At 64.2% G+C, this 26678-nt stretch carries 30 protein-coding genes; 15 read left to right on the forward strand and 15 right to left on the reverse strand.

Annotated features, from left to right (window positions below):
- Window positions 1–188 precede the first annotated feature (188 nt).
- The 5 genes from AC1D1F_RS20340 to AC1D1F_RS20360 all read left to right on the forward strand — a co-directional run bounded on the left by AC1D1F_RS20340 (window position 189) and on the right by AC1D1F_RS20360 (window position 4566).
- Complete coding sequence (locus tag AC1D1F_RS20340) at window positions 189–1001, forward strand: SDR family oxidoreductase (protein WP_477696684.1); 813 nt, start codon at window positions 189–191, stop codon at window positions 999–1001.
- 1 nt (window position 1002) lies between these two features.
- Window positions 1003–1581, forward strand: coding sequence for a class I SAM-dependent methyltransferase (locus AC1D1F_RS20345; RefSeq protein ID WP_477677441.1), 579 nt, complete (start codon window positions 1003–1005; stop codon window positions 1579–1581).
- Window positions 1582–1682: 101 nt separating this feature from the next.
- Window positions 1683–2567 (forward strand): 4-hydroxy-tetrahydrodipicolinate synthase, encoded by an 885-nt coding sequence (gene dapA, locus AC1D1F_RS20350; protein ID WP_477654205.1) that lies wholly within the window; start codon window positions 1683–1685, stop codon window positions 2565–2567.
- Window positions 2568–2598: 31 nt separating this feature from the next.
- Window positions 2599–3747 (forward strand): outer membrane protein assembly factor BamC, encoded by a 1149-nt coding sequence (bamC, locus tag AC1D1F_RS20355; protein ID WP_477700815.1) that lies wholly within the window; start codon window positions 2599–2601, stop codon window positions 3745–3747.
- Window positions 3748–3792: 45 nt separating this feature from the next.
- Window positions 3793–4566, forward strand: coding sequence for an MBL fold metallo-hydrolase (locus tag AC1D1F_RS20360; RefSeq protein ID WP_477696685.1), 774 nt, complete (start codon window positions 3793–3795; stop codon window positions 4564–4566).
- A gap of 76 nt (window positions 4567–4642) precedes the next feature.
- Here the strand turns inward: AC1D1F_RS20360 and AC1D1F_RS20365 are convergent, their stop codons facing one another.
- From AC1D1F_RS20365 to AC1D1F_RS20375, 3 genes are all read right to left on the reverse strand, one after another.
- Window positions 4643–4843: a hypothetical protein gene (locus tag AC1D1F_RS20365; RefSeq protein WP_477677444.1), complete on the reverse strand. Its 201-nt coding sequence runs from the start codon at window positions 4841–4843 to the stop codon at window positions 4643–4645.
- A gap of 248 nt (window positions 4844–5091) precedes the next feature.
- On the reverse strand, window positions 5092–5604 hold the full coding sequence (locus tag AC1D1F_RS20370) for a hypothetical protein (RefSeq protein ID WP_477677445.1): 513 nt from the start codon (window positions 5602–5604) through the stop codon (window positions 5092–5094).
- Between the two features lie 46 nt (window positions 5605–5650).
- Window positions 5651–6865 (reverse strand): cupin domain-containing protein, encoded by a 1215-nt coding sequence (locus tag AC1D1F_RS20375; RefSeq protein ID WP_477677446.1) that lies wholly within the window; start codon window positions 6863–6865, stop codon window positions 5651–5653.
- A gap of 14 nt (window positions 6866–6879) precedes the next feature.
- Here AC1D1F_RS20375 and AC1D1F_RS20380 point away from each other — a divergent pair, with 14 nt between their 5' ends.
- Window positions 6880–7404 carry an FKBP-type peptidyl-prolyl cis-trans isomerase gene (locus AC1D1F_RS20380; protein ID WP_477677447.1) on the forward strand — a complete coding sequence of 175 codons (525 nt, stop codon included), beginning with the start codon at window positions 6880–6882 and terminating at the stop codon, window positions 7402–7404.
- 55 nt (window positions 7405–7459) lie between these two features.
- Here the strand turns inward: AC1D1F_RS20380 and AC1D1F_RS20385 are convergent, their stop codons facing one another.
- From AC1D1F_RS20385 to coaBC, 4 genes are all read right to left on the reverse strand, one after another.
- Window positions 7460–8008, reverse strand: coding sequence for an outer membrane lipoprotein (locus AC1D1F_RS20385; protein ID WP_477677448.1), 549 nt, complete (start codon window positions 8006–8008; stop codon window positions 7460–7462).
- Window positions 8009–8206: 198 nt separating this feature from the next.
- Window positions 8207–8653, reverse strand: coding sequence for a dUTP diphosphatase (dut, locus tag AC1D1F_RS20390; protein WP_436155214.1), 447 nt, complete (start codon window positions 8651–8653; stop codon window positions 8207–8209).
- Between the two features lie 3 nt (window positions 8654–8656).
- On the reverse strand, window positions 8657–9091 hold the full coding sequence (locus AC1D1F_RS20395; RefSeq protein ID WP_477677449.1) for a hypothetical protein: 435 nt from the start codon (window positions 9089–9091) through the stop codon (window positions 8657–8659).
- The gene (coaBC, locus tag AC1D1F_RS20400; RefSeq protein ID WP_477677450.1) at window positions 9088–10392 is read right to left on the reverse strand and encodes a bifunctional phosphopantothenoylcysteine decarboxylase/phosphopantothenate--cysteine ligase CoaBC; all 1305 of its coding nucleotides are present in this window, start codon (window positions 10390–10392) and stop codon (window positions 9088–9090) included. The genes AC1D1F_RS20395 and coaBC overlap by 4 nt, the downstream gene beginning before the upstream one ends.
- 187 nt (window positions 10393–10579) lie before the next feature.
- On the opposite strand from coaBC, the gene AC1D1F_RS20405 reads away from it, so the two are divergent.
- From AC1D1F_RS20405 to AC1D1F_RS20430, 6 genes are all read left to right on the forward strand, one after another.
- Window positions 10580–12271, forward strand: coding sequence for a CTP synthase (locus tag AC1D1F_RS20405; protein WP_477697081.1), 1692 nt, complete (start codon window positions 10580–10582; stop codon window positions 12269–12271).
- A gap of 2 nt (window positions 12272–12273) precedes the next feature.
- On the forward strand, window positions 12274–13131 hold the full coding sequence (gene kdsA, locus AC1D1F_RS20410; protein WP_477675643.1) for a 3-deoxy-8-phosphooctulonate synthase: 858 nt from the start codon (window positions 12274–12276) through the stop codon (window positions 13129–13131).
- Window positions 13132–13233: 102 nt separating this feature from the next.
- Window positions 13234–13524 (forward strand): DUF1330 domain-containing protein, encoded by a 291-nt coding sequence (locus AC1D1F_RS20415; protein ID WP_477654217.1) that lies wholly within the window; start codon window positions 13234–13236, stop codon window positions 13522–13524.
- 76 nt (window positions 13525–13600) lie between these two features.
- Window positions 13601–14884 carry a phosphopyruvate hydratase gene (gene eno / locus AC1D1F_RS20420; protein WP_477675644.1) on the forward strand — a complete coding sequence of 428 codons (1284 nt, stop codon included), beginning with the start codon at window positions 13601–13603 and terminating at the stop codon, window positions 14882–14884.
- 135 nt (window positions 14885–15019) lie between these two features.
- Window positions 15020–15295: a septum formation initiator family protein gene (locus tag AC1D1F_RS20425; protein WP_436155221.1), complete on the forward strand. Its 276-nt coding sequence runs from the start codon at window positions 15020–15022 to the stop codon at window positions 15293–15295.
- A 45-nt stretch (window positions 15296–15340) separates the two neighbouring features.
- Window positions 15341–15799, forward strand: a complete 459-nt coding sequence (locus tag AC1D1F_RS20430; protein WP_477675645.1) for a hypothetical protein — start codon at window positions 15341–15343, stop codon at window positions 15797–15799.
- Window positions 15800–15802: 3 nt separating this feature from the next.
- On the opposite strand, the gene hslO is transcribed toward AC1D1F_RS20430, so the two are convergent.
- Both hslO and AC1D1F_RS20440 read right to left on the reverse strand, forming a co-directional pair.
- The gene (hslO, locus tag AC1D1F_RS20435; protein WP_477654221.1) at window positions 15803–16771 is read right to left on the reverse strand and encodes an Hsp33 family molecular chaperone HslO; all 969 of its coding nucleotides are present in this window, start codon (window positions 16769–16771) and stop codon (window positions 15803–15805) included.
- A gap of 47 nt (window positions 16772–16818) precedes the next feature.
- Window positions 16819–17343, reverse strand: coding sequence for a gamma carbonic anhydrase family protein (locus tag AC1D1F_RS20440; RefSeq protein ID WP_477654222.1), 525 nt, complete (start codon window positions 17341–17343; stop codon window positions 16819–16821).
- Window positions 17344–17454: 111 nt separating this feature from the next.
- On the opposite strand from AC1D1F_RS20440, the gene AC1D1F_RS20445 reads away from it, so the two are divergent.
- Complete coding sequence (locus AC1D1F_RS20445; RefSeq protein WP_477675646.1) at window positions 17455–18285, forward strand: ferritin-like domain-containing protein; 831 nt, start codon at window positions 17455–17457, stop codon at window positions 18283–18285.
- Between the two features lie 39 nt (window positions 18286–18324).
- Here AC1D1F_RS20445 and pyrF read toward each other — a convergent pair whose 3' ends face one another.
- The 3 genes from pyrF to AC1D1F_RS20460 form a co-directional block, all read right to left on the reverse strand.
- Window positions 18325–19026, reverse strand: coding sequence for an orotidine-5'-phosphate decarboxylase (gene pyrF, locus AC1D1F_RS20450; RefSeq protein WP_477675647.1), 702 nt, complete (start codon window positions 19024–19026; stop codon window positions 18325–18327).
- A gap of 17 nt (window positions 19027–19043) precedes the next feature.
- Window positions 19044–19616, reverse strand: coding sequence for a hypothetical protein (locus AC1D1F_RS20455; RefSeq protein ID WP_477675648.1), 573 nt, complete (start codon window positions 19614–19616; stop codon window positions 19044–19046).
- Window positions 19617–20192: 576 nt separating this feature from the next.
- Window positions 20193–20510: a hypothetical protein gene (locus AC1D1F_RS20460; RefSeq protein WP_477675649.1), complete on the reverse strand. Its 318-nt coding sequence runs from the start codon at window positions 20508–20510 to the stop codon at window positions 20193–20195.
- 320 nt (window positions 20511–20830) lie between these two features.
- Between AC1D1F_RS20460 and AC1D1F_RS20465 the strand changes: the two genes are divergently transcribed.
- Entirely contained in the window at window positions 20831–22105 is a 1275-nt protein-coding gene (locus AC1D1F_RS20465) for a class I SAM-dependent methyltransferase (protein WP_477697079.1), read from the forward strand.
- Between the two features lie 18 nt (window positions 22106–22123).
- Here AC1D1F_RS20465 and AC1D1F_RS20470 read toward each other — a convergent pair whose 3' ends face one another.
- From AC1D1F_RS20470 to AC1D1F_RS20480, 3 genes are all read right to left on the reverse strand, one after another.
- Window positions 22124–23107 carry a Bug family tripartite tricarboxylate transporter substrate binding protein gene (locus AC1D1F_RS20470; RefSeq protein WP_477675672.1) on the reverse strand — a complete coding sequence of 328 codons (984 nt, stop codon included), beginning with the start codon at window positions 23105–23107 and terminating at the stop codon, window positions 22124–22126.
- A 47-nt stretch (window positions 23108–23154) separates the two neighbouring features.
- Window positions 23155–24057 carry a site-specific tyrosine recombinase XerD gene (gene xerD / locus AC1D1F_RS20475; RefSeq protein ID WP_477675650.1) on the reverse strand — a complete coding sequence of 301 codons (903 nt, stop codon included), beginning with the start codon at window positions 24055–24057 and terminating at the stop codon, window positions 23155–23157.
- Between the two features lie 90 nt (window positions 24058–24147).
- Window positions 24148–25128 carry a tripartite tricarboxylate transporter substrate binding protein BugE gene (locus tag AC1D1F_RS20480; protein ID WP_477697078.1) on the reverse strand — a complete coding sequence of 327 codons (981 nt, stop codon included), beginning with the start codon at window positions 25126–25128 and terminating at the stop codon, window positions 24148–24150.
- Window positions 25129–25240: 112 nt separating this feature from the next.
- On the opposite strand from AC1D1F_RS20480, the gene AC1D1F_RS20485 reads away from it, so the two are divergent.
- Window positions 25241–26146, forward strand: a complete 906-nt coding sequence (locus AC1D1F_RS20485) for an AEC family transporter (protein ID WP_477675651.1) — start codon at window positions 25241–25243, stop codon at window positions 26144–26146.
- The last annotated feature ends 532 nt before the right edge of the window (window positions 26147–26678 follow it).

The following is a 26678-nucleotide window of genomic DNA, read 5'->3' on the forward strand; positions in this document are numbered from 1 at the left end:
GCCTGCTTTTAGGAGCCGCTCAAAAACCCTCCTGGCGTTGTTGCAGCCGCCTTGCCGTGCTGTAGCACTGTCTGCGGCGTCGCGCCTAGCCAGGACCGCTTCGCTGGGTTTTGTGAGCAGCTCCGGAGCAAGAAGAATTCAGAATTTAAGGGCGATGGGGCGCAATCCAGGAAGACGGGGACAACACCATGAAAACCATCATCATCACCGGCGCCTCGGACGGCATTGGCGCCGAAATGGCGCGGCAACTGGCCAAAACGTTTGGCCCCGGCATCGCGCTGGTGCTGGCGGCGCGCAATGAAACGCTGCTTGATGAAGTCGCGGGCCAATGCGCCGCGCACGGCGCGCAAACCCTGGTCGTCAAGACCGACGTGTCCATCGAAGCCCAATGCCGCCACCTGGTGGATGCCACCATCGGGCGCTTCGGGCACGTCGACGCCCTGGTCAACAACGCCGGCATGTCGGCGCAGGCGCTATTCGAGGACGTCAAGGCCCAGGACCTGGGCTGGTATGAGCAGTTGATGCGCATCAACCTCTGGGGCAGCGTCTGGTGCACCCACGCTGCCCTGCCCCACCTGAAGCTGCGCCACGGCAGCATCGTGGCCGTTTCCAGCCTGGCCGGGCTGATCGGCGTGCCGGGCCGCACGGCCTACAGCGCCACCAAATTCGCCATGGTGGGATTTTTTGAGGCGCTGCGCGCCGAAATGAAGGGCGCCGGGGTCAGCGTGACCACCGCCTACCCGGGCGTGGTCGCCACCCATATCCGCCACCGCGGCTTCAATGCGGCGGGCGTGGCGGCGGGCTCCAGCGGGCTCAAGGAAGACGACGCGATGAGTGTGGAAGAATGCGCCCGGCTGATTCTGCAAGGCATGGAGCGCCGAGACCGGGAAGTCGTCATGACGGCCAAGGGCAAGCTGGGCCGCTGGCTCAAATTGATCGCGCCGGGCCGGGTCGAGTCCATGGCGCTGGCCGCGCTCAAGGACGACGTAAAGCCCCTCTAATATGAGCAGCACTCCGCACGGAACGGAATTGCCCGCCGCCTGGGTGCAGCGCTGGTCGCACCTGGTCCGCGAGCGCGGCGTGGTGCTGGACGTCGCCTGCGGCTATGGCCGCCACGCCCGCTGGTTTCACCAGCGAAACCACCCTTTGGTGCTGGTGGACCGCTCGCAGGAAGCGATGGACGCCATCGCCGGCGCCATCCCCGCATCCGCCCGCGAGGCGGTGGTGGCCGACATTGAAGCCGGCCCCTGGCCTTTCGCGGGCCGGCAATTCGACGCGATCGTCGTGACCAACTACCTGTGGCGCCCCCTGCTGCCCACGCTGCTGGCCGCCCTGGCGCCCGGCGGGGTGCTGATTTACGAAACTTTTACGCAAGGCAATGAGACCGTGGGCAAGCCCTCCCGGCCGGATTTTTTGCTGCGCACCGGCGAATTGCTGGAAACCTGCCGGGCGCTGCGGGTGGTGGCCTTCGAGGAGGGTTTCCATGAGAGCCCGCCGCGGTTTATCCAGCGCATTGCCGCGGTCCGCGAAGCGCCCGCGACTGCGGGTTTGCCCGCCCCGCCGCGCTATGGACTGCCCTAGGCTCTGGGTAGAATGCAGGATTGGCCGTTTTGGGCCGGCCTGGCGGTATTCCGGCCAGTCCCCTTCCCTAGCTCCCGGCCGCGAACGTTTACAAGCAAAGCATGAAACCCATTACTGGCAGCATCGTTGCACTGGCAACACCCTTGCATGATGACGGCAGCGTAGATTACCCGACACTGCGCAAACTGGTGGACTGGCACATCGCCGAGGGCACGGACTGCATAGGCGTGGTCGGCACCACCGGCGAATCCCCGACCGTCAACGTCGAGGAGCACTGCGAAATCATCCGCGTCTCGGTGGAGCAAGCCAAAAAGCGCGTGCCCATCATGGCCGGCTGCGGCGCCAACTCCACCGCCGAAGCAATCGAACTCGCCCGCTTCGCCAAGCAGGTGGGCGCCGACTGCCAGTTGCAGGTCGTCCCCTATTACAACAAGCCCACGCAGGAAGGCCAGTACCGGCACTTCAAGGCGATCGCCGAAGCCGTCGGCGACCTGCCCACCGTGTTGTACAACGTGCCCGGCCGCAGCGTTGCCGATATGGCGCACGCCACCGTGTTGCGCCTGGCCCAGGTGCCCGGCATCGTCGGCATCAAGGAAGCCACCGGCAATATCGAGCGCGCGCAATGGCTGATCAAGGAAGTGCCCAAGGGCTTTGCCGTGTATTCGGGCGACGACCCGACCGCCGTGGCACTCATGCTTTGCGGCGGCCAGGGCAATGTCAGCGTGACGGCCAACGTGGCGCCCCGGCTCATGCATGAGCTGTGCGTGGCCGCCGTGGCGGGCGACACCCGTCGCGCCATGGAACTGCAGCTCAAGCTGCTGCCGCTGCACAGAAACCTGTTTATCGAAGCCAACCCGATTCCCGTCAAATGGGCCATGGCCCGGATGGGTCTTTGCGGCGGCACCTTGCGGCTGCCGATGACGCCGCTGGAGACATCGAACGAAGCGGCCGTGGAAAGCGCCCTGCGCGCCTGCGGCCTGGTTTGATTTGCCTGATCTGATTTTTAAGGGAACCCAAGTGAAGATATCGCCAACACGTCCTGCATTTTCAAAAGTCCGGAGCACCGCGGCTGTGTCCGCGCTGCTGGCTCTCGGCCTGCTCGCCGGCTGCTCCTCCCTCAAGGATGTGATGGACGGCGAACGCGTCGATTACAAATCCAGCGGCACCAAGGGCCCTTCGCTGGACATTCCTCCCGACCTGACCCAGCTCAGCCGCGAGACCCGCTATGTGGTACCCGGCACGGCGGTCTCCGCCAACAGCTACCAGGTGGGCCAGCCCACGCAGGCCGTGCAGACGGCCACCGCCAATGTCGGCGACGTGCGCATCGAGCGCGCGGGCAGCCAGCGCTGGCTGGTCGTGAACCGGCCCGCCGACAAACTCTGGGGCCCTGTGCGCGATTTCTGGCTCGAAAGCGGTTTCCTGCTCGCGCAGGACCAGGAAAACCTCGGCATCATGGAAACCGACTTCGCGGAAAACCGCGCCAAGCTGCCGCAGGACTTCATCCGCAGCGCGCTGGGCAAGGTCTTCGACGGCCTGTATTCCACCGGCGAACGCGACAAGTTCCGCACGCGCCTGGAGCGCCGCCCCGACGGCGGCACCGAGATTTATGTGAGCCATCGCGGCATGGTTGAAGTGGTCACCGGTGGAAAGACCGGTAGCGCCGCCTCAGGTGACAGCACGGTCTGGCAGCCCCGTCCCGCCGACCCGGAACTCGAAGCCGAATTCCTGCGCCGCATGATGGTCAAGCTGGGCGTGACGCAAGAGCAGTCCAGGGCCCTGGTGGCCGCGGGCGCCGCCAAGCAGACCTCGCGCATCGCCACGGTGAACAACGTGCCCGTTGTGCAAATCGACGAAGGCTTTGAACGCGCCTGGCGCCGGGTCGGCCTGGCGCTGGACCGCACGGGCTTCACGGTCGAAGATCGCGACCGCAGCCAGGGCACCTACTTCGTGCGCTACGTCGAGCCGGTCGCCAACAAGACCGAACCCGGCTTCTTCAGCAAGCTGTTCAGCGGCTCGCCGGCCGCCACGCCGCCCCTGAAATACCGCATCGCCGTCAAGAGCCAGGGCGAAAGCACCACGGTGTCCGTCCTGAATGCCCAGGGCGCCGCGGAATCATCGGCCAACGCCCAGCGCATCGTGCAGGTGATTGCCGACGACCTGAAGTAATCCGGGCTTACCGCCCGGACCGCCCAGCCGCGAATTGCCACACCCATGTTGAGGTTCAAAAGCCTGGGCAGCGGCAGTTCGGGCAATGCCGCCGTCGTCGAAGCAATGGGAATCGCGCCTTCGCGGGTTCTCGTCGACTGCGGGCTGGGCCTCAAGCATTTGCTCTACCGGCTTGGCGAAGCTGAACTGCAGCCTGAGGACATACATGCCGTGTTCGTCACGCATGAACACGGCGACCATATCGGCTGCGCCCGTTCGCTCGCCCTGCGCTACCGCATCCCGGTCTGGATGAGCCACGGCACATATACCGCCATCGGGGCGCCGGACTTTGACGGCCTGCTGCATATCGCGCGCGACGGCAAAACCATCGAAGTGGGAGGCCTGCAACTGACGCCTTTCACGGTGCCCCACGATGCCAGGGAGCCCTTGCAGCTCACCTGCACCGACGGCTCGGCCAAGCTGGGCATCCTGACCGACCTGGGCCATGCCACGGCGCATGTCATGTCGCACCTCATGGCATGTGACGCCCTGATGCTGGAGTGCAACCATGACACCGAAATGCTGGCGCAATCGTCGTATCCGCCTTTTTTAAAGCGGCGCGTGGGCGGCCAGTACGGCCACCTCTCCAATGCCGCGGCGGCGGAGATTGCCCGCGGCCTCATTCATGGGCGGTTCAGGCACCTGGTGGCCGCGCACCTGAGCGCGCAGAACAACCGGCCGGCGCTGGTGCAAACGCTGATGGCTGAAGCGCTGTCGTGCGGCGCGGACGATATCGTGGTGGCCAGACCCGATACCGGTACACCCTGGCTTTCGCTTTGAAGCCGCGGCGCCCGCCGGGAACACGGCGAGGCGAAAAACAGCGGGCATAAAAAAAGCCGCCTTGCGGCGGCTTTTTTCAATTCACTGAAGAATTACTTGGCAGCGCTTGCAGCAGCGGTCGTAGCGGCAGCGGCGGCAGCGTCAGCAGACGGAGCAGCGGCAGCAGGTGCGGACGTGGCAGCGGCTGGAGCGGAAGCTTCAGCAGCAGGTGCTGGAGCAGCTGCAGCAGGTGCGGGCGCAGGAGCTTCTTCCTTCTTGCCGCAAGCAGCCAGAGCAACAGCGGCGACGATAGCTGCCAAAACGAGTGACTTGTTCATTTTTACGATCCTTGGTGATATTTAAGAAAACAATTTCCGGAAATTGCCAAAAGAAAACCCAAACCGGAATTCAAGTAATTTTTGACCGGGGAAAGGACTCGAGCTCTTTCTACCCAGCTTTAAATTATATGCTGGATATTACAAGTCTGAAAACCCTTAGTCGACGAAGCACGACCGCATGGCGCCTGCGGCCTGCTGATTCTTGCGCCTAAAGCCCCAGGGTTGTGGCCGGAAAAGCCGGGGAGCTTTTCAGCAGGCGCTCGTGGATGCGCTCCCTGAGCGCCACCCGGCGGGCCGGCTCGGACCCGGCCATGCCCGTGCAGCGCTGCAAGTCCAGGCGCTCGAAAACCCAGCCCGGGCCCAGCAAGGCGCTGGGCATGTCGTCGGCCGGGGCGGACGTGATGGCGCGGCAGTCCACGATGTGCGCCCAGGTCCGCCGCCAGGTGACGAAGCGCGCATGCCGACGAAGCACTTCGTCGTAATTCCCGGCCAGCATCGTGAACGTGCGGCCGGTCTTGGACCAGTCGTTCAGGGCCTGCGCCACCGCGCGCTCGCCCAGGGGCCAGTCTTCGAAATCCGGGTCGCAGACGATGATTTCACGCCAGCCCTGCTGCGCCGCCACGGCAAAAGCCTGGCGAATCATGTCCGTAAAATCCGTGCGCCCGCTGAAGCGGCCTTCCGGCAAGGCTTGCGGCTGGGTGAATGAGGTTTCGGTGTCCATGGAGCATCTCCTTCCTTGGGTGGCAAACAGATGATGATGGGTCGGGTCAGAAATCCGCGGGCGGCTCCTGCCGTAGCCAGCCGGCATCGTGCCAGTCGCCCAGCAGCGCCAGCGCGGAGGCGCCGGCCTTGCGCAGGTCTTGCGGCGCCAGGCCGCGGCCGTCGGCCAGGCGTCGCATCAGGTTTGCGTCGGCGCCTTTGGCGCGGTAGCTCTCCCCGTTGATGAACACGTGGTCGGTGTCATACATCATCCGGGTGCGCGCATCCAGCTTGACCGCCATGCGGCCGGCCTTCGCGGCGTCGGCATCCCATTCATCCGCGGCTTCGTCAAACCACACAGAGGGCTTGGGTTCGGTCATGTATTCACCCAGGACACAGGCCAGCGCCAGAGGGTCTTTCAGCGCGTCCTGCACGGCCTGGCTCGCGAAGGTGGCCAGGGCCGCGGGCAAGGCCGCCGGGGTGGCCGTCGCGTCCTGGCCGGGATCACGGTACATGTCGGGCACCTTGGGGGCACGTCCTGCCGGGACATCCGCGCCGTCGCCATCCTCGCTAAATTCCGCCAGGCGCTGCAGCAGCTCAGCCGCCAGCTCGCCCCGTCCCGGCGACCTGAAGCCGATCGAATAGGTCATGCAGTCGCCCGCTTTGCCGTCGCCAGGAGCCGCCGCTTCGGCGATACCGTCATGCGCATAACGCGGGGGCAGGTAAAGCATGTCGCCGGCTTCCAGCACAAACTCCTGTTCGGGCTCGAAGTTCTGCAATATCTTCAGCGGCACATCCTCCTGCAGGCTCAGGTCTTTTTGCCGGCCTATCTTCCAGCGCCGCCGCCCGCTGGCCTGCAGCAAAAAGACGTCGTAGCTGTCAAAGTGCGGGCCCACCCCGCCGCCCGCCGTGGCGAAAGAGACCATCAGGTCGTCAAGCCGCGCATCGGGCACAAAACGGAACTGCTGCAGCAGCTCGTGCGCCCCGGCGTCATGCAGGTCCACCCCCTGCACCAGCAAGGTCCAGGCTTTCTGGCTCAGCGGCGGCAGGCTGCGCGGCGCTAAAGGCCCCTGCTTCATGCGCCAGCCCTTGGCCTGCTGGACGATCAGCCGCGACTCAACCTGCTCGCTCGCGGCCAGCTTGAACAAGGCCGCGCGGCTCAACAGAGGCTGGAATCCGGGCAGGGCCTGGCGCACGAGAAGCGGCTTTTTTTGCCAGTGCCGGCGCATGAATTGCGCCGGGCTCAGGCCGGCAAGGAGCGCTAGAGATTGGTTTACATCCATGGGACAATTGTCGGATGAAAATCACCCCGCAATGCGTCGTAGCCCTGACATGGACGCTGAAAGACACCCTGGGCGATGTGCTGGACGAACTGGATGAACCCATCGAGTTCCTGCTGGGCGGCGATGACCTCCTCGCCAAGATAGAGGAAGCGCTGCAAGGCCATGAAGCCGGCGACAAACTTGAGTTGCACCTGGAGCCCGAAACCGCCTTTGGCGACTATGACGAAGAGCTGGTGTTCCTTGAGCCCCGCAAGGTCTTTCCCGCCGAACTCGAAGAAGGCATGACCTTCGACGGTGCGGCCCTTCCGCAGGGCGTCAGCGGGACGGCGCCGCAGCAGCATATCTACACAGTCACCGAAATCTACCCCGACCATGTGGTGCTTGACGGCAACCATCCGCTGGCGGGCATCGCCATCCGGCTGGCCGTCAAGGTCGAGTCCGTGCGCGAAGCCAGCGAAGAGGAAATCGGCCAGGGTTCGCTGGGCACCGGCTTTTTCAAGCTCGAGCCGCTCACGCCCGGCAGCGGCACCTTGCATTAAGGCAAAAGCGCAAGGGCGGCACGAAGCCGCCCTTTACGCCCTCCCCGCTTGCTGCTTACATCCGGTACAGCAGGCCGTTCTCAATCCTCACACGGTCGCCGACACGCAGGTCGCCGGTCGACGGCACGTCATAGGCGCGGCCGGTACCGTTGTCGAGCTGTACGGAGACGCGGTAGGTTTCACGCACCGTGGTATTGCGGTTTCTTTCGATCGCATTGCCGGCCACGGCGCCGCCCACAGCACCGGCAACCGTCGCCACATCCTTGCCGGTGCCGCCGCCGATCTGGTGGCCCACCACCGCGCCGGCCACACCACCGAGGATGGCACCTATGCCTGAGCTCCTGGCTTGCTCCGGGGTACGAAACACTTCGACGTTGCTCACCCGCCCGTATTCGACATAGCGGTTCTGCTGGTTGGCGGGATAGGTTCCGGCCGGGTAGGTTCCGGCGGGATAGGTCTGGTTAGGGTAGCTGGCGGTGTTCGGATAGGCCGGCGGGTAGTTCGCGTCCGACGTCGGCGGAGGGTTCATGGGTGCGCAGGCCGCCAGGGCGGCCAGCGCCAGCACCACGGAAGCGGATGAAATAAAGCGGGATGTGTTTCGCATGAGTCTCTCCTTTTGATAGTTCATGAGATCCCGGCATCAGCATGCACATGCACGGGGACTCTCATGACCCATTAAGGACGGGACCCAGGCCATCCCGGGTGAGGATTGGGCCTGTGGCGGCGTGGGAGGCTTGTTGCAGGGGTTGTAGGAAAACCCCCACCACCCATTTCCCGCACAGTGGCGCGCAGCGCGCCGGGCTCAGGCTTTGCCGGTGGAGCCGTAGCCGCCCTCTCCGCGCTCGCTGGCGGGGAATTCGGAGACCACATTGAACTGCGCCTGCACTACAGGCACGATCATCAATTGCGCGATGCGCTCCATGGGTTCAATGGTGAAAGGCACGTCGCTGCGGTTCCACGCGCTGACCATCAGCTGCCCCTGGTAGTCGCTGTCGATCAGTCCCACCAGGTTGCCCAGCACGATGCCGTGCTTGTGGCCCAGGCCGGAGCGCGGCAGGATCAGCGCGGCATAGCCCGGGTTGTGCAGGTAGATGGCAATGCCGGTGGGCACCAGTTGCCAGGCGTTGGCGGCCAGCGTGAGAGGCGCGTCCAGGCAGGCGCGCAGGTCCAGGCCGGCGCTGCCGGGCGTGGCGTAGGCGGGGAGATTGTCCTGGAGGCGCGGGTCGAGAATCTTGACGTCGATGTGCATGAACTATTTTTTCTTCGGTGGTTGATTTTTCTGAGCTTCTTCGGCGGCTTGCCGCGCCAGTTCGCGCAGGCGCTGAACCAGCGCGCCGGATGACCGGCGGTTGGCCTGAAAGATCGCCCACGCGCCGTACACCAGCAGCGCGGGCAGAAACAGGAAACCGGCGCCGGGCAGTACTTCATCCAGCACCTGGGTGGCGATCCACAGGACGACCACCCATTTGACGTGGGTCAAAAAGGCAGCGCCGGTAGCAACAGCAGAGGCGGGTTTGACGGGAGGCGTAGCGGCGCTTGCCGCAGACGCAGAAGGGGCGCGAAGCGAAGTCTTTTCCTGGGGCTTGAGCAGGTCTTCACGGGCGCCGGCCGACGCATTCGCATGCGTCAGGCGCTCCACATAGCTGGCGAAATCGCCGTCCGGCGGCGTGTTCGAGGGGAGGTTCACGGTGCGGCCGCCTTTCCTTTGGAAGGAGCCGCCGCCATCCTGGTCGCGACCTCCCTGACCAGTTGCCGCGCCAGCAAGAGCTTGGAGGCCCGGGGCAGCGCCGTGCTGCCCTGCGCATCCACCAGCAGCAGCGCGTTATGGTCCTGGCCGAAGGTGTCGGGGCCGATGTTGCCGACCAGCAGCGGCACTTTTTTGCGCAGGCGCTTGGCCTCGGCGTTTTCCGCGAGGTCCTGGCTTTCCGCAGCGAAACCCACGCAGAAAAGCCGGCCTGCCTGCGCCGCCACCGATTGGGCGACGGTGGCCAGGATGTCGGGGTTCTCTGTGAACGCGAGCTGAGGCGCCTGTCCGGAGCCGTCTTTCTTGATTTTCTGGGCCGAGGGCGCGGCGGGCCGCCAGTCGGCAACCGCCGCCGTGGCAATAAAAACATCGGCGGCCTGGGCACGCGCAGCCACCGCCTCCAGCATCTGCTGCGCGGACCGCACGTCGACGCGGGTCACGCCGCGCGGCGTGGGCTGGCTCACCGGGCCGGCGACCACGGTCACCTCGGCGCCCGCCTCGCGCGCCGCGCGCGCGATGGCAAAGCCCATTTTGCCGCTGGACAGGTTGGTGATGCCACGCACCGGGTCTATGGCTTCGTAGGTGGGGCCTGCGGTGACCAGCACCCGCCGGCCGGCCAACACCTTGGGCGCGAAAAAGGCGACCAGGTCCTCAAGGATCTGCTCGGGCTCCAGCATGCGCCCGTCGCCGGTCTCCCCGCAGGCCTGGAAACCGCTGCCCACGCCCAGCACCGTGGCGCCGTCGGCGTCCAGTTGCACGAAATTACGCTGCGTGGCCGGGTGGGCGTACATCTCGCGGTTCATGGCCGGCGCCACCAGCAGCGGCACCTTGTCGATGGGACGGGCCAGGCACATCAGGCTCAACAGGTCGTCGGCGCGCCCGTGCAGCAGCTTGGCCATGAAATCGGCGCTCATGGGCGCAACCAGGATGGCGTCGGACTCGCGCGACAGGTTGATGTGCGCCATGTTGTTGCTCATCCCACCGGAAGGGCGGCTGTCCCACTGGCTGGTGTAGACCGGCCGGCCACTCAAGGCCTGCATCGTGACGGGCGTGATGAACTGTTCGGCCGCCTCGGTCATGACCACCTGTACCGTGGCGCCGGCCTTGATCAGGGCCCGGCACAGTTCGGCCGCCTTGTAACAGGCGATCCCACCCGACAGGCCCAGCACGATGTGTTTGCCGGCCAGGTCCAGGGCTTCACCGCCGTCTGCGCCGTTTCCCAAAGGAGTCGCTTGATTCGTCATGTTCCGCAATGTATCAGCTAGACAAGCCCCCACACGCTTAACGGCTGGCCATGCCCGGCCCGCAAGCCGCCATGCAAGCCTGGAATGGCTTTGCCCCGAAATTCAATGGCCTTGCGGCCGGTATCCCGGCGGGCAACCCGTATAATCTCCGTTTACCACCTCTACGAACTTGCGGTTCGTACCTGACATGACCAAATTTGTCTTCGTCACCGGCGGTGTGGTGTCTTCCCTGGGCAAGGGAATCGCCTCAGCCTCCTTAGCTGCGATCCTGGAATCGCGAGGCCTCAAAGTCACTTTAATCAAGCTCGATCCCTACCTCAACGTGGATCCGGGCACGATGTCGCCCTTCCAGCACGGCGAAGTGTTCGTGACCGACGACGGCGCTGAAACCGACCTGGACCTCGGCCACTATGAGCGTTTCATCGAAACGCGCATGCGCAAGGCCAACAATTTCACCACCGGCCAGATCTACAAAAGCGTGCTCGAAAAAGAGCGCCGCGGCGACTACCTCGGCAAGACCGTGCAAGTCATCCCGCACGTCACCAATGAAATCCAGGAATTCGTCAAGCGCGGCGCCGGTTACGAAACCCCCGACGCGGTCGACGTCGCTATCGTCGAAATCGGCGGCACCGTCGGCGACATCGAGTCGCTGCCCTTCCTGGAAGCCGTGCGCCAGATGAGCCTGCGCCTGGGCGCCAACAACACCGCCTTCGTGCACCTGAGCTACGTCCCCTGGATCGCCGCCGCCGGCGAGCTCAAGACCAAGCCGACGCAACACACCGCCAAGCAGCTGCGCGAGATCGGCATCCAGGCCGACGTGCTGCTGTGCCGCGCCGACCGCCGCATTCCCAACGAGGAGCGCGAGAAAATTTCGCTGTTCTCCAACGTTCCCGAATGGGGCGTGATCTCGATGTGGGACGTCGACACGATTTACAAGGTCCCGCGCATGCTGCACGAGCAGGGCCTGGACGGCCTGATCTGCGACAAGCTGCGCCTCAACACGCCGCCCGCCAACCTCAGGCGCTGGGACGACCTGGTCTACGAGACCGAGCATCCGCAGACCGAAGTCCACATCGCCATGGTCGGCAAGTACGTCGACCTCTCCGACAGCTACAAATCGCTCAACGAAGCCTTGCGCCACGCCGGCATGAAAAACCATGCCAAGGTGGTCATCGAGTACGTCGACTCCGAAACCATCTCGCCCGACAACGTCTCGCGCCTGGCGCGTTTTGACGGCATCCTGGTGCCCGGCGGCTTCGGCGTGCGTGGTGTCGAAGGCAAGATCTGCGCGGCCCGCTTCGCGCGCGAGAACAAGATGCCCTACCTCGGCATCTGCCTGGGCATGCAGGTCGCCACCATCGAGTTCGCGCGCCACGTCGCGGGCCTGAAGGACGCCAACAGCACCGAGTTCGACGCCGCCACCCCGCACCCTGTCATCGCGCTGATCACCGAATGGAAAGACGCCGACGGCACCATCAAGACGCGCAACGCCAAGTCCGACCTGGGCGGCACCATGCGCCTGGGCGCGCAAAGCTCCGACGTCGCCGCCGGCACGCTGGCGCACAAGATCTACGGCGACGTGGTGACCGAACGCCACCGCCATCGCTATGAAGCCAACGTCAACTACCTCGACGCCCTGCGCGCTTCGGGCCTGGTCATCTCCGCGCTGACGCAGCGCGAGCAACTCACCGAGATCGTCGAGCTGCCCCAGGACGTCCACCCCTGGTTTGTCGGCGTGCAGTTCCACCCCGAGTTCAAGTCCACGCCCTGGGACGGCCACCCGCTGTTCAACGCCTACATCGCCGCTGTGCTCCAGCTCCGCGCCACGGCGGGCCAGGACGGCAAGCCCGCTGCCAAGCCCCTGAAGGCGGTTGCCTGACCATGAAGCTCTGTGGATTCGACATTGGCCTGGACCAACCCTTTTTCCTGATCGCCGGCCCCTGCGTCGTCGAGTCCGAGCAGTTGCAGATGGACACCGCCGGCACCCTCAAGGAAATCACCGCCTCGCTGGGCATTCCCTTCATTTTCAAATCGAGCTACGACAAGGCCAACCGTTCCAGCGGCACCAGCTTTCGCGGTCCCGGCATGGCCAAGGGCCTGGAAATCCTGGCCAAGGTCAAGCGTGAGCTGGGCCTGCCCATCCTGACCGACGTGCATTCCGAAGCCGACATCGCCGCGGTCGCTTCCGTCGTTGACGTGCTGCAGACCCCGGCCTTCCTGTGCCGCCAGACCGACTTCATCCATGCGGTGGCGCAATCGGGCAAACCGGTCAACATCAAGAAGGGCCAGTTCCTGGCCCCCGGCGACATGAAGAACGTCATCGACAAGGCCCGCGCCGCCGCGCGCGAAAAAGGCCTCGATGAAGACAGCTTCATGGCCTGCGAACGCGGCGCGAGCTTCGGCTACAACAACCTCGTGTCCGACATGCGCAGCCTGGCCATCATGCGCGAGACCAAAGCCCCCGTGGTGTTCGACGCCACCCACTCGGTGCAGCTGCCCGGCGGCAACGGCACCAGCAGCGGCGGCCAGCGCGAGATGGTGCCGGTGCTGGCGCGCGCCGCCGTGGCGGTCGGCGTGGCGGGCCTCTTCATGGAAACGCATCCCGACCCGGCCAAGGCCATGAGCGACGGCCCGAATGCCGTGCCACTCAAGCACATGAAGGCGCTGCTCGAAACACTGCTGGCGCTGGACCGCGTGACCAAGAAGAACGGCTATCTCGAGAACAATTTTTCCGCCTGACCACTAATCTGGCACCCGGGGGAGCTCCGGGGTCTTCGGCAAAACACAGTCCCGCGCCGGCAAGGCATGTGGAAACCTTGAAACAACATCGGAACCCGACACATGCCCAGCGCCTACATCATCGCCAACGTCACAGTTACGAACCCCGAACAATACGAACAGTACAAAAAACTGTCTAGCATCGCCATGCAGGCGCACGGCGCCGAGGTGTGCGTGCGCGGCGGCAAGATCGAGGTGCTGGAAGGCGACTGGGCTCCCAGCCGCATCGTGATACTCAAGTTCCCCAGCATGGAGCAGGCACGCGCTTTCAACGAGTCCACCGAATACGAAGCGGCTCGCCAGTCGCGCCAGGGTATCGCCGTGATGCGCATGGTGCTGGTCGAAGGCGTCTGAGCTTTTTAGTTTTTCTATTTCTGGTTTTCTATTTGGTTTTTCTATCTTTTATTTTCTGATTTTTGAAAGAGCCTAAATGAGCGCAATTGTTGATATCGTCGGCCGCGAAATTCTCGACAGCCGTGGCAACCCTACCGTCGAATGCGACGTGCTGCTGGAGTCCGGCGTCATGGGTCGCGCGGCGGTCCCTTCGGGCGCTTCCACCGGTTCGCGCGAAGCGATTGAACTGCGCGACGGCGACAAGTCGCGCTACCTCGGCAAGGGCGTGCTCAAGGCCGTCGAGCACATCAACACCGAAATCTCCGAGGCCGTGCTGGGCCTGGACGCCAGCGAGCAGGCCTTCCTGGACCGCACCCTGATCGACCTGGACGGCACCGACAACAAATCGCGCCTGGGCGCCAACGCAACGCTGGCCGTCAGCATGGCCGTGGCCCGCGCCGCGGCCGAGGAAGCTGGCCTGCCCCTGTACCGCTACTTCGGCGGCAGCGGTGCCATGCAAATGCCCGTGCCCATGATGAACGTGGTCAACGGCGGCGCGCACGCCAACAACAACCTGGACCTGCAGGAACTGATGATCATCCCCGTGGGCGCACCGAGCTTTCGCGAAGCCGTGCGTTACGGTGCCGAAGTCTTCCATGCGCTCAAGAAAATCCTGCACGACAAGGGCATGAGCGTGGCCGTCGGCGACGAGGGCGGCTTTGCCCCCAACGTGACCAACCACGAAGCCGCCATCCAGATGATCCTGGAAGCCATCGATGCGGCCGGTTATGTCGCCGGCGAGCAGATCGCCCTGGGCCTTGATTGCGCGGCATCCGAGTTCTACAAGGACGGCAAATACGTCCTGGGCGCCGAAGGCCTGAGCCTGGACGCCACCGAGTGGACCAACATCCTGGCCACCTGGGTCGACAAATACCCCATCATCAGCATTGAAGACGGCATGGCCGAAGGCGACTGGGACGGCTGGAAAATTCTGACCGAGCGGCTCGGCAAAAAAGTGCAACTGGTCGGCGACGACCTGTTCGTCACCAACACCAGGATCCTCAAGGAAGGCATCGACAAGCAGATCGCCAACTCCATCCTGATCAAGATCAACCAGATCGGCACCCTGACGGAGACCTTCGCCGCCATCGAGATGGCCAAGCGCGCCGGCTATACCGCCGTGATCTCGCACCGCTCCGGCGAAACCGAAGACTCCACCATCGCCGACATCGCCGTGGGCACCAACGCCGGCCAGATCAAGACCGGATCGCTCTCGCGCTCGGACCGTATGGCCAAGTACAACCAGCTGCTGCGCATCGAAGAAGACCTGGGTGATATCGCGTCCTACCCAGGCCGCGCGGCGTTCTACAACCTGAAGTAATGGCCCCCACGCTCGTCGCTTCGCGTACTTCGCTGCCCCCCGAGGGGGCCGCTGCGCCTGCGGCCCGGCAAAGCCGGTTCCGCGGCCCCTGCTGGTGTGGAGAGCCCGCGACGAAACATCATCCTCTGGCGTAACGTGGGAAAAAGACTCGTCCCCGCCGTCCTGATTGCGCTGCTGGTGATCTTCCATGCGCAACTCTGGATAGGCCGGGGCAGCATTCCCAGCGTGCGCGAGATGCAGCACCGACTGACCGAGCAGCTCGCCAAAAACGTCCAGGCCCAGGCCGCCAATGACCAGCTCACGGCGGAAGTCAGGGACCTCAAGGAAGGCCTGGAGATGGTCGAGGAAAAAGCCCGCAGCGAGCTGGGCATGGTCAAGCCCAATGAAATCTTCGTGCAAGTCACGAAGTAGGCCTTGCAAGCCCGCGGGCCTGGCTGGCTGATTGATTAACCAATCGTGCTGAAAATCGCCGTTACCGGCGCTCCCTCCACCGGAAAACACCAGTTGGCATCGGCACTGGGCCGCGCCCTCAAGGACGCGGGCCGGGATGCGCTTGTGGCCGTGACGGACCCATCTGCCTCGCCAAGCGACACTGCGGGCCTGACACTGCTGTGCGGGCTGGAGTCCGCCGCGCAGGCCTCCCAGCAGGCGGCAGACCAGTCCATACGCGCGGCCCTGGCCGCCGGCGGCATGGCTTACTGTGTCCTGTATGGAAGCGCCCCGCAGCGTCTTGCCCAGGCGCTGGGCGCCGTTGAACGCCTGCTGCCGGGCTTGCCGCAGCAAAAGCCGGCGCCTGCACGTAAAGAAGGCAACAAAGCCTGGGTATGGGTCTGCGACAAATGCAGCGACCCCGTCTGTGAGCACCGCCTGCTCAGCGACCTGCTGGTGCAGCGCGCCGTTTCAGCCGCTTCCTGATCCTTATTGGACCGTCGAGGTCGGCGGCTGCTGGTTGGTCTGGCTGGTGAACAGCTGCGCCGCGTCCACCGGGTCGAACTCGTACTGCGCGCCGCAGAACTCGCAGCCGACCGCCACCTTGCCGCGCTCGGAAATAATGCTTTCAATTTCGCCCGTGCCCAGGCTGCGCAGCATGCCGCCCACGCGATCGCGCGAGCAGCTGCAGGCAAAACTCGGCGTCACCGGCTCAAAGCGCGTGACCTGCTCTTCCCAGAACAGGCGCCGCAGGATGGTGTCGGCGTCCAGGCCCAGCAACTCTTCGCGCTTGAGCGTGCCGGCCAGCATGGCGATGCGCTTGTAGTCTTCATTCACGCCGATCTGGTCTTCATTGGCGTCGCGGTCTATCTGGCCTTCAAGGTTGCCCTGGCCTTTGACCGGCAGGCGCTGGATCAGCAGGCCCGCGGCAACCTTGCCGTCGGCCGCGAGGATCAGCTTGGTATCCAGCTGCTCGCTCTGCAGCATGTAATGCTCCAGCACCTCCGCGAGGTTTTCAATCTTCTCGCGCTGGTCGCCGTGGAGCGGAACCACCCCCTGGTAGGCCTGCTGGCCCGGCAGCTTGTCCTTGGGGTCCAGCGTGATCGCGCAGCGCCCCTGATTGCTCACATTGACCAGCTGGCTCAGCGTGCTGCCCGGGTCGACCGTGCCGGTCACTGTGGCGGTGGCCCGCAGGCTCAGGTCGGGCTGGACCTCGGCCACCGCCAGCTTGACCGGGCCGTCGCCGAAAATCTGCAGAATCAGCGCGCCGTTGAACTTGATGTTGCTCTGCATCAGGGCGCCGGCAGCCGTCATTTCCCCCAGCAGCTGCATGACCTCAGCCGGATAGCCGCCACCCGCCTGCCTGCGTTTGAGGATTTCCTGCCAGGAGCCGGTCAGGCGCACGAGCATGCCGCGCACCGGCAGGCCGTCAAAGATAAATTTATGTAATTCAGACATGGCTGGAAGGGGTAAAGGTAGCGGGCCAATGAAAAAGAAAGCGGGCCTCAGCCCACCTTCTTGAGCCCGGTCTTGTAACGCCGGGCATTGTCTACATAGTGCTTCGCGCTCATTTTTAAACCCTCGATCTGCTCCGGGGACAGCTGCCTGACAGCCTTGGCCGGGCTTCCGAAGATCATGGATCCGTCCGGGAACTCCTTGCCCTCGGTGACCAGCGAGCCGGCGCCGACCAGGCAGTTCTTGCCGATCTTCGCGCCGTTGAGCACCACCGCCTGGATGCCGATCAGCGAACCGTCGCCTATGGTGCAGCCGTGCAGCATGACCTGGTGGCCGACCGTGACGTTCTCGCCTATCGTCAGCGGCAGGCCCATGTCGGCGTGAAGCACGCTGTTGTCCTGGATGTTGGAGCCCCGGCCCACGGAAATGGTCTCGGTGTCACCTCGTATCACCACGCCGAACCAGACGCTGCTGTCTTCGGCGAGGTGCACATTGCCCATGACCTGGGCGTTGTCGGCCACCCAGGCGGATTCGTGAACGGTGGGGGTCAGCTTGTCCAGTTGGTAGAGAGCCATGGTTTTGCGCTTTTATTCAGGGAAACACGGTCGGGAGCCAAGGCCAGCCCAAGGCTGCCCGTCTACCCCGATTGTAAGGAGCCCCCCAGGCGTATCGCCGACAATTCCCCCATGACCCCAGAGCCTCCTCCCGCCGAACTGCGCCAGCAAGCGCTGCGGGCGCTGCTGGAAACCGATCCCACGCAAAAAGTCCGCCTCGCCGAGCAAGCCATGGCTCAGGCGGAGACGCTGGAGGTAGCGGCCGAAATGGCGCTCCAGGCCCCGCCCGGCCTGCCCGGCTGCCCCGCACAGCCCGAGCTGCGTTCCCACCTGGACGTGCCCAAGCGATCTCCCTTCACGCGCGAGGGCCTGGCCGCCCTGCTCCATGCCGTGACCCATATCGAGTTCAACGCGATCAACCTGGCCCTGGATGCCGTCTGGCGCTTTCCCGGCATGCCGCGCGCCTATTACCTGGACTGGCTCAAGGTTGCCGCCGAGGAGGCCCGGCACTTCAGCCTGCTGCGCGCCCACCTGCAGGCCATGGGCTACGACTACGGCGACTTCCCGGCCCACACCGGCCTCTGGGACATGACCGCCAAAACCGAAGGCGACCTGCTGGCGCGCATGGCCCTGGTGCCGCGCACCCTGGAAGCCCGCGGCCTCGACGCCACCCCGCCCATGCAGGCCAAGCTGCGCAAGGTCGGCACGCCCGAGGCACTGCGGGCCGTGGACATCCTGGATGTGATCCTGCGCGACGAGATAGGCCATGTCGCCATCGGCAACCACTGGTATCGCGCGCTGTGCGCCCAGCGCGGTCTGGAGCCGATCGCCACCTATGCGCTGCTGGCCCGGCAGTACGAGGCCCCCCGGCTCAAAGGGCCGCTGAATCTGGACGCCAGGCGGCAGGCGGGATTTGACGAGACGGAAATTGCCTTGCTGAACGGGTCCGAAACCTTGGGGTGACATCGCCCTCCTCGCTCAATCTCTCATACGCAGACCCTGTTACACAGGCACGCCATTGTGAAATGACTCGACGGCTGCCCGATACGCTGCCAGTGGCTCCGAAGCACCTGCTATGGCCCGGCCGATGACGATGTGGGTGGCGCCTGCCTTGGCTGCCGCAGCAGGCGTGGAGATGCGCACCTGGTCTGTGGCCACCGCCTGGGCAAGCTGAATGCCAGGGCAGACGATGAGTACCCCGGCAGGCAAGGAAGCACGCAAGTAGGCGGCCTCCTGGGCGGAAGCCACGACACCGTGGCAGCCTGACTTGCAAGCCAGCGAAGCGAGGCGGAGAACCTGGTCTTTGACGGATGGTGCGAGACCGATCTCCGGGAGCTCGGCATCAGAAAGGCTTGTGATGACCGTAAGGCCAAGGACTCTTAGATGGGGGTATGACTCGGCAGCAGTAGCAGCCGCTCGCAGAACGGCCGAACCCGCCGACGCATGAACCGTGACCATTGAAACCCCAAGCTTGCCAGCGGCGTTGACGGCATGGGCCACGGAGTTCGGTATCTCATGAAGTTTGAGATCGAGGAAGACCTGTTTGCCTGCCGACACCAGCTCTCGAACGACCTGCGGTCCAGCCTCTGTGAGCAACTGAAGGCCGACCTTGTAGTGACCGGCTTCGGGGCCGAGCCGATCGACCAATGCCAAGGCCTCGGCCGAGGATTCGAAGTCAAGCGCGACGATGACGGGTGATGGCATGCGTGAGATGGCCGAACTCATTGGGCTGCAAGGCCCTGCACAAAAAAACGCTCCACCCGAGTCCAATTCCCGGTATCCAAGGACGCGTCGAGGGCATGAGGCGGGATTTTTGTCCCCATCCACACCACTTCTTTTCGGGCGGCAACTCCCACAAGAAATTCGGACGCTTGAGTCTTGTATGCGGACGCTTCGGGTACTGACAACAAGACCTTCGCCGCAGCTGGAAGGTCGGCCAAACGAGCAATGTTTGTATTCAATTCGACGCTCATTGATCCATCGCCATTCCGATACGCATTGATCACGTTTGACCAAAAACTACGTTGGAGATTCGCGAGCACATCAACGGCGGCTTGCCAGCAACGGATTTGGCCTTCCTTGTCTTCTTTCCGAATGACGGGCCAATCGGTCCAAAACTTGGTAAGGAGTGGGGAATTGGCCGGCGGAGGCTCAATGCTCAAAAGCCGCTGTACAACATACTTTTGTTCGTTGGAAAACTGGGGCTCGCCAAGCTGCGCGTTGCAATCAAGAGAGCCTTGGGCAAGCGCCGGGCAGGCGACAATGGCCAGCGACAGCAGCATTGATATTTTCATGGTGCGTTCCAAGGTAGAAGTGAGCGGCGGACAGCAGGCCGGCGAAAGCCGGTCGATAGGATGTCCCTGTCGATCACCGAGTTAGAGGTCATGCTCTCTCCGCTCCTCGGAGGTAACCCGCTGGACCGAATACGGCTCGACTTGAGCTGGCCAGAACCCCCAAGGTCCGAAGCCGCCCCTTCCGAGGGAACCCACGGGTGCCAGTGAGAGGTAGCTCGTAAGAATGCCGTGCACGCGAACACGCTTCCCGACCCACCGGTCAAGAACTGAGGCGTTCAAGCGCATGCTGCCATCGCCCGGAGCGATCCAGATGGCGGGTTCATAAATGTGATCGTCAACCGCGAAAGGCGTCCGACGCTTGGCCGTCGGGTAGTGCAGCAGTTGGTATCCCTCCGACTCCGAACTCAGGACACCTTCGATTTCAACCGGACGTCCGTCGAGGCTGTCCAGATCCTGCAGAACTTCGTTGATCGCACGGTGATTTGTCATGACTTCTAACGTAGAGGTAAGTGGCGACCGTGGGTGCCCGCGAGTGTAGCGAGTGGCCGCCTTTGGGCGTCCGTCTCGACCGCCTTGTTATGCCTTCGCGTCACGAACACAAAACCACTGCTCAATAAGTTTGGCTGCTTCAGAGATTGCGTTCACATCATTACCAAAACGTTCCTCAACATGCGCCTCCCAGCCGACGATTGGCGATACGCTCCATTGGGCTGACAACCACACGCTGAACTCTTGCCCAATTAGCGGTTCGACACCGGCATCAAATAGCGCGGTCTCATATCCCGCGATAGCCGCAGCGAATGTGCGTAGCGACATCGTTGGACCAAGCCACATACCGGGCCGAACACCAAGTCGGGCGACAAAAAGCCGCAAGCTATCGATAGAGAGGGGCATAACGTTTGATAGGAGGGAGAAGGGTTAGGTCTCTGTCGCACGGACGCACCGGTGGCTGGCGCCCCTGGCCGCTGAAAACCCAGCCAAGTGCTTGTTATTAAAAGACTTATCGTCCATTTTTAGTTCGTTCAGCCCGACAAAGAGGGCCCAAACCCCGCAAATCGATTCTAGGTGGACAGTGTGGTTGCCGCCTCCTCAATATGGACGAGCACAGGCCAAACAGCCGACTAAAAACGCGGCAAAGTCCTACACACACGATCACGGCAGGGATTTTCGAACGGCGCTAGACTGCAAACCTCTCTTGAAAAGGAGTTTGCGCAATGATCCGGCACCTGGTTCCAGACATCCCCTCGCAAATGCCGCGCTTGCCCGCGGACGTGGCCCTCCAGCTGCCGCAAGGCCAGCGCCTGGGATCGGCCAACGCTCCCGTCAAGCTGGCTTTTTCCCATTGGTCCAGCATCGCCCGCCTCAAGGCCGGCCAGATAGGCGCGCTGGCCGAAGATTACGTCGAAGGCAAGCTCCAGCTCGAAGGCGCCATGCGCGACGTGATGCGCGCGGTGACCAAGCTGCTGCCCGGCAACCCGGTGGAAAGCGACACCGGCTGGTGGTCCCACCTGCTGCGCCACGCCAAGTCCCTGGCGGCCCACACCCATGCCCGCGACGCGGCGCAAATCCAGTTCCACTACGACGTTTCGGACGCCTTCTACGCGCTGTGGCTGGACCCGCGGCGCGTCTACTCCTGCGCCTATTACCGCGATGAGGCCATGACCCTGGCCCAGGCGCAGGAAGCCAAGCTCGACCATATCTGCCGCAAGCTCATGCTCAAGCCCGGCGAGCGCTTCCTGGACATAGGCGCCGGCTGGGGCGGTTTGCTCATGTGGGCCGCCGAGCACTACGGCGTCGATGCCACCGGCATCACCCTGTCGAAAAACCAGCACGCGCACGTGCAGCGGCTGATCGAGGAAAAAGGCCTGGGCGGCCGCGTGCGCATGGAGCTGCGCGACTACCGTGACATGCCCGAGGACCGGCCTTTCGACAAGGTGTCTTCCGTCGGCATGTTCGAGCACGTGGGCCACGCGCGGATGACGGGCTACTTCCAGAAGATCCTGCGCCTGCTGGCCCCCGGCGGCCTGGTCATGAACCACGGCATCACGGCCGGCGGCCTGGAGAACCGCCAGCTCGGCGCCGGCATGGGCGATTTCATCGAAAAATACATCTTCCCCGGCGGCGAGCTCATGCACGTCAGCGCCGTGCTGGAGCACATGTCCCGAGCCGGCCTGGAAATGGTCGACACCGAAAACCTCAGGCCGCACTACGCACGCACGCTGTGGAACTGGTCGGATGCACTGGAAGCCAGGCTGGACGAGGCACGCCAGGTGCTGGCCCGGGACGGCGGCGCCGGGCGCGCCGAAAAAACCCTGAGGGCCTACCGGCTCTACCTGGCCGGCAGCGCCATGAGCTTCGAGCAGGGCTGGATCTCGCTGCACCAGATGCTGGCCGCCAAGCCTTCCGGCGAGGTGCACGACACCGCCTTGGCCGGCGCGCAGTCCAGCTATCCTTTTAATCGAAACTATATGTACGGCGACGCCGCCTGAAGGCGCCCGGGACGGCGATCACTCGGCCTTGATGTTCGCGGCTTTCACGATGCGGGCGTTGGCGGCCGACTCGGCGGAAATCTGCCGGGCAAAGTCCGCCGCACTGCCGCCGGTCGGGACATTGTCGGCATCCAGCAGCTTTTTGCGCAGGTCGGGCGCGCGCAAGGCCTGGTTGATTTCGGTGTTGAGCCGCTGCAGCAACTCCGCCGGTATTCTGGCCGGCGCGAACACCCCGAACAGCGACGTGAGGTTGGCCGGCGCCAGGCCCAGCTCGGCAAAGGTCGGCACCTGCGGCAAGGTCTCCACGCGCGCCGGCGCACCCACCGCCAGCGGGCGCAGCTTGCCTGACTGGATGTGCTGCATCACCGTGCCGCTGAGATTGGTTGAAACCAGCTCCACCTGCCCGCCCAGCGCGTCGGTGAGCTGCTGGCCGCCGCCCTTGTAGGGCACGTGGGTGAACTCGACATTCGCCCCATGGCGGACCTGCTCCAGCATCAAATGCCCTACCGTAGCCAGTCCCGACGTGGACCAGCGCAGGCTGCCCGGTTTCGCCTTGGCCGCGGCCAGCAGGTCCTTGAAGTCTTTTCCCGCGAAGGCGGGCGTGGCCAGCAACACCACGGGCGAATACATCACGCTCGCCACCGGGGCGATGTCCCGGGCCGGGTCGTAGGCCTGTTTGCCCAGGTGCGGGTTCAAGGCCACGGGGCTGATGGATGAAAAACCCAGGGTGTAGCCGTCGGGCGCGGCCTTGGCCACCGCATCCATGCCTATGCTGCCGCCCGCGCCGGCTCGGTTTTCCACCACGACCGGCACGCCCAGCTGCTGCGCCAGCTTTTCGGCCAGCGCCCGTGCGATACCGTCGCTGATGCCGCCCGGCGGGTACGCCACCACGATGCGCAGCGGGCGAACCGGCCATGGGGCTGGCTGGGCCAGGGCTGCGCCGACGGGCAGTAAAAACGCAAGCAACAGTGCCGCGCGGTGCAAGCGAATCGATCCCGACATGAAGATATTCCAGAGATGAAGTGTGGGCACGATTTTGCCTTGGCGACCTAACCGCGTGGATGGTGCTGCGCATGCAGCGCCTTGAGCCGCTCCCGCGCCACATGGGTGTAAATGGTGGTGGTGGAAATGTCGGCGTGGCCCAGCAGCATCTGCACCGCGCGCAGGTCGGCGCCGTGGTTCAGCAGGTGCGTGGCGAAGGCATGGCGCAGGGTGTGGGGCGACAGCGGGGAATGGATGCCGCCCAGCCGTGCGTACTTCTTGACCAGCATCCAGAACATCACGCGGCTCATGCCCTTGCCGTGGCCGGTGACGAACAGGTCGTCGGTCTGCTGCCCGCCCAGGATGGCCGGCCGCGCCTCGGCGAGGTAGCTGACGATCCATTCCCGCGCCACCTGGCCGAAGGGCACCAGGCGCTCCTTGCGGCCCTTGCCCATGACGCGCAGCACGCCCTCATTGAGGCTGAGGTGAAAGGTCTTGAGGCCCACCAGCTCGCTCACGCGCAGGCCGCAGGCATAGAGCAGCTCCAGCATGGCGCGGTCGCGCAACCCGAGCGGTGCGTCTACGTCTGGCGCGGCCAGCAGGGACTCGACCTGAGCTTCGGTCATGGTCTTGGGAACCCGCAGCGCCTGTTTGGCCGACTGCAGCTTGAGCGTCGGGTCCGCGTCTATCAGGCGCTCTCGCAGCGCCCAGCGAAAGTAGCGCTTGAACACCGTGAGGCGCCGGTTGGCCGAGGTTGCCTTGGTCGCGGCATGCCGGGCCGAAAAATAGCTGTTGAGGTCGGTCTCGGCCGTGGCGTCCAGCACACGACCGCCCTGCTTTGGCGTGCCCAGCCAATCGGCGAACAAGGACAGGTCCCGGCGGTAGGCCGCCAGCGTGTTTTTGGAGAGGCCGTCCTCCAGCCACAGCGCGTCGATGAACGCGTCGATGCTGGACTGGCTTTGTGCTTGCATGGAGGTGACCATAACAAAAAAAGCCGCCGTGCATTCAACTGCACGACGGCTTGACCGGGGAAGCCTCGCTCCGGGCGAACCGGACCGGATTTATTCCAGCTTGAGCTTGGCGGAGTCCACCACTTTTTTGTAGACCTCGAACTCGGCCTTGATCTGGGCCGTGAACTGCTCAGGCGTGTTGGCGATGATCAGCGAGCCCGTGTCCTCGATGCGCTTGCGCACGGCCGGGTCTTCCAGCGATTTCTTCACGCCTGCGCTGACCTTGTCGACAACTTCCTTGGGCAGGCCCTTGGGGCCCAGGATGCCGTAGTAGGCCATGCGGTTCACCGGCTCCAGGCCGACTTCCTTGAAGGTCGGCACGTCCGGCAGCACCGCCAGGCGCTGCGGCGCGGCCACCACGATGGGGATCAGGCGTTTTTGCTGGATAAAGGGCAGCGCGGAAGGAATGTTGTCGAAAATCATGGGAACCTGGCCGGCCACCGTGTCGTTAAGGGCCGGGCCCGCGCCGCGGTAGGGGATGTGGGTCACGAAAGTGCCCGACATGCTCTTGAAAAGCTCCATCTGCAGGTGGCCGATGCCGCCCGTGCCCGAGGACGAATAGGAATACTTGCCGGGATTCTTTTTGAGCTCGGCCAGGAACTCCTTGTAGTTGCGGGCCGGAAAGCTTGGGTGCACCGCGATGATGTTGGGCGTGGCCGCGATGTTGATGATGGGCGTGAAGTCCGTCAGCGTGTTGTACGGAATTTTGGGGTTGATGGCCGGGTTGGCCGCGGTGGTGGACACCGTGGCCACGCCCAGCGTGTAGCCGTCGGGAACGGTGCGGGCGATTTCCAGCGCGCCGACCACGCCGCCGCCGCCGGCCTTGTTCTCGACGATGACGCTCTGGCCCAGGGCCTTGCCCAGTGGTTCGGCGATCACGCGGGCCACGATATCCGTGGTGCCGCCGGGTGCGAAAGGCACCTGGAGCTTGATGACCTTGTTGGGGTAGCCCTGCGCCAATGCAGGGCCCGCGGCGGCGCCCAGCACAAGCGCGGACAGCACGGAGTAGGCAAAGAGATAACGACGTTGCATGTTCAAATCCTTCCGATGAAACAGCTGAAATGGTAATCGCAGCCGCGCGCTTCGCCAGTTGTGGATTACGCATAAGGGCAAACCCGCAGGGATTGCGGTTATTCTCGGCGGGGTGAATTACGCCCAGCTTCTTTTCCCCGACTTTTCCCTCATCGTTTGCGGCTACCTGGTGTGCCGCTACACCGCCCTCAACCGCACGGTCTGGGAGAAGGTGGAAAGCCTGGTCTATTACTTTCTGTTTCCGGTCCTGCTGTTCCACTCCATCGTGAAAAGCCCGCTGGACCTGGGCGCCGCCTCCAGCCTGATAGGCGCCGGCCTGCTGATGGGCGTGGCCGGCATCGCCATGGCCTACAGCCTGCCCTACCTGCCCTGGCTGCGCCGCCACATCGACGCGCGCGAGCACGCGGCCAGCGCGCAGGTGGCCTTTCGCTTCAACTCCTTCATCGCCCTGGCCCTGGCCGACCGCCTGGCCGGCGCCCAGGGCCTGCAGCTGATCGCGGTGCTGATCGGTGTCTGCGTACCCCTCTTCAACGTCGCCGCGGTATGGCCCATGGCCAGGCATGCCCAGCGCGGCTTCCTGGGCGAGCTGGTGCGCAACCCGCTCATCGTGGCGACAGCCACGGGCCTGGCCGCCAACCTGCTGGGTTTCAGCATCCCCTTCTGGCTGGAACCCACCGTCAATCGCATAGGCGCCGCTTCCCTGGCCCTGGGCCTGATGTCGGCCGGCGCCGGCATGCAGTTCGCGCACCTGTCGCAAGCCAAGGCTTTGACGGTGGCGGTGCTGTCGATACGCCACTTCCTGCTGCCCATCGTGGCGCTGGGCCTGGCCAAGGCCTTTGGCCTGTCGCCGGTGCAAACCACCATACTGCTGGCCTTCTCCGCGTTGCCCACCGCGTCCAGTGCCTATGTGCTCGCGGCGCGCATGGGCTACAACGGGGCTTATGTTGCCGGGTTGGTGACTTTGTCGACCATGTTGGGGGTGGTCAGCCTGCCGTTTGCGTTGGCTGTGCTGAGGTAAGGTTTGTTTGGCCGGGTCTTGTGCCGGCTTGCACGCCCCTGCCCTCTGCTAAGTCCTGCTGGCCGGGAGTCGCCCGGCATGCGACTCACTTTTTTTGCTTCGCCAAAAAAAGTAAGCAAAAAAAGGCGACCCGCAGTCTGGGTCCCTACGCTTCGCTACGGGCAACCTGCGGTGCTCGAGCCAAGCGGGGTCCGGCTAAACTCGCCTCGCTCAGACAACGCCGGCCCTGATCCGCTTGTCTCTGCGCTCCTCGGCCCAGCCAGGACGGGGCAATCGGGAGCGGGAGCCGAAAACAGAAGAAATACAAAGAGACAAAGAGACAAAGAGATAAATACAAACAAGGACTCGCTAAGGCGAGTCCTTGTGGTTTTCAGTATTTGGATTTGGTATTCCTTCCCCACCCCTTGTGGATGCGCCGAGGAGCGCAGGTTCAGGCGGATCAGGGATCGCGTTGTTTGAGCCGAAGGCGAGTTTAGCGAGACCCCGCCTGAACCGAGCACCGCAGGTTGCCCGTAGCGCAGCGAAGGGACGC

The sequence above is a fragment of the Polaromonas sp. P1_H6 genome, from assembly GCF_056405195.1.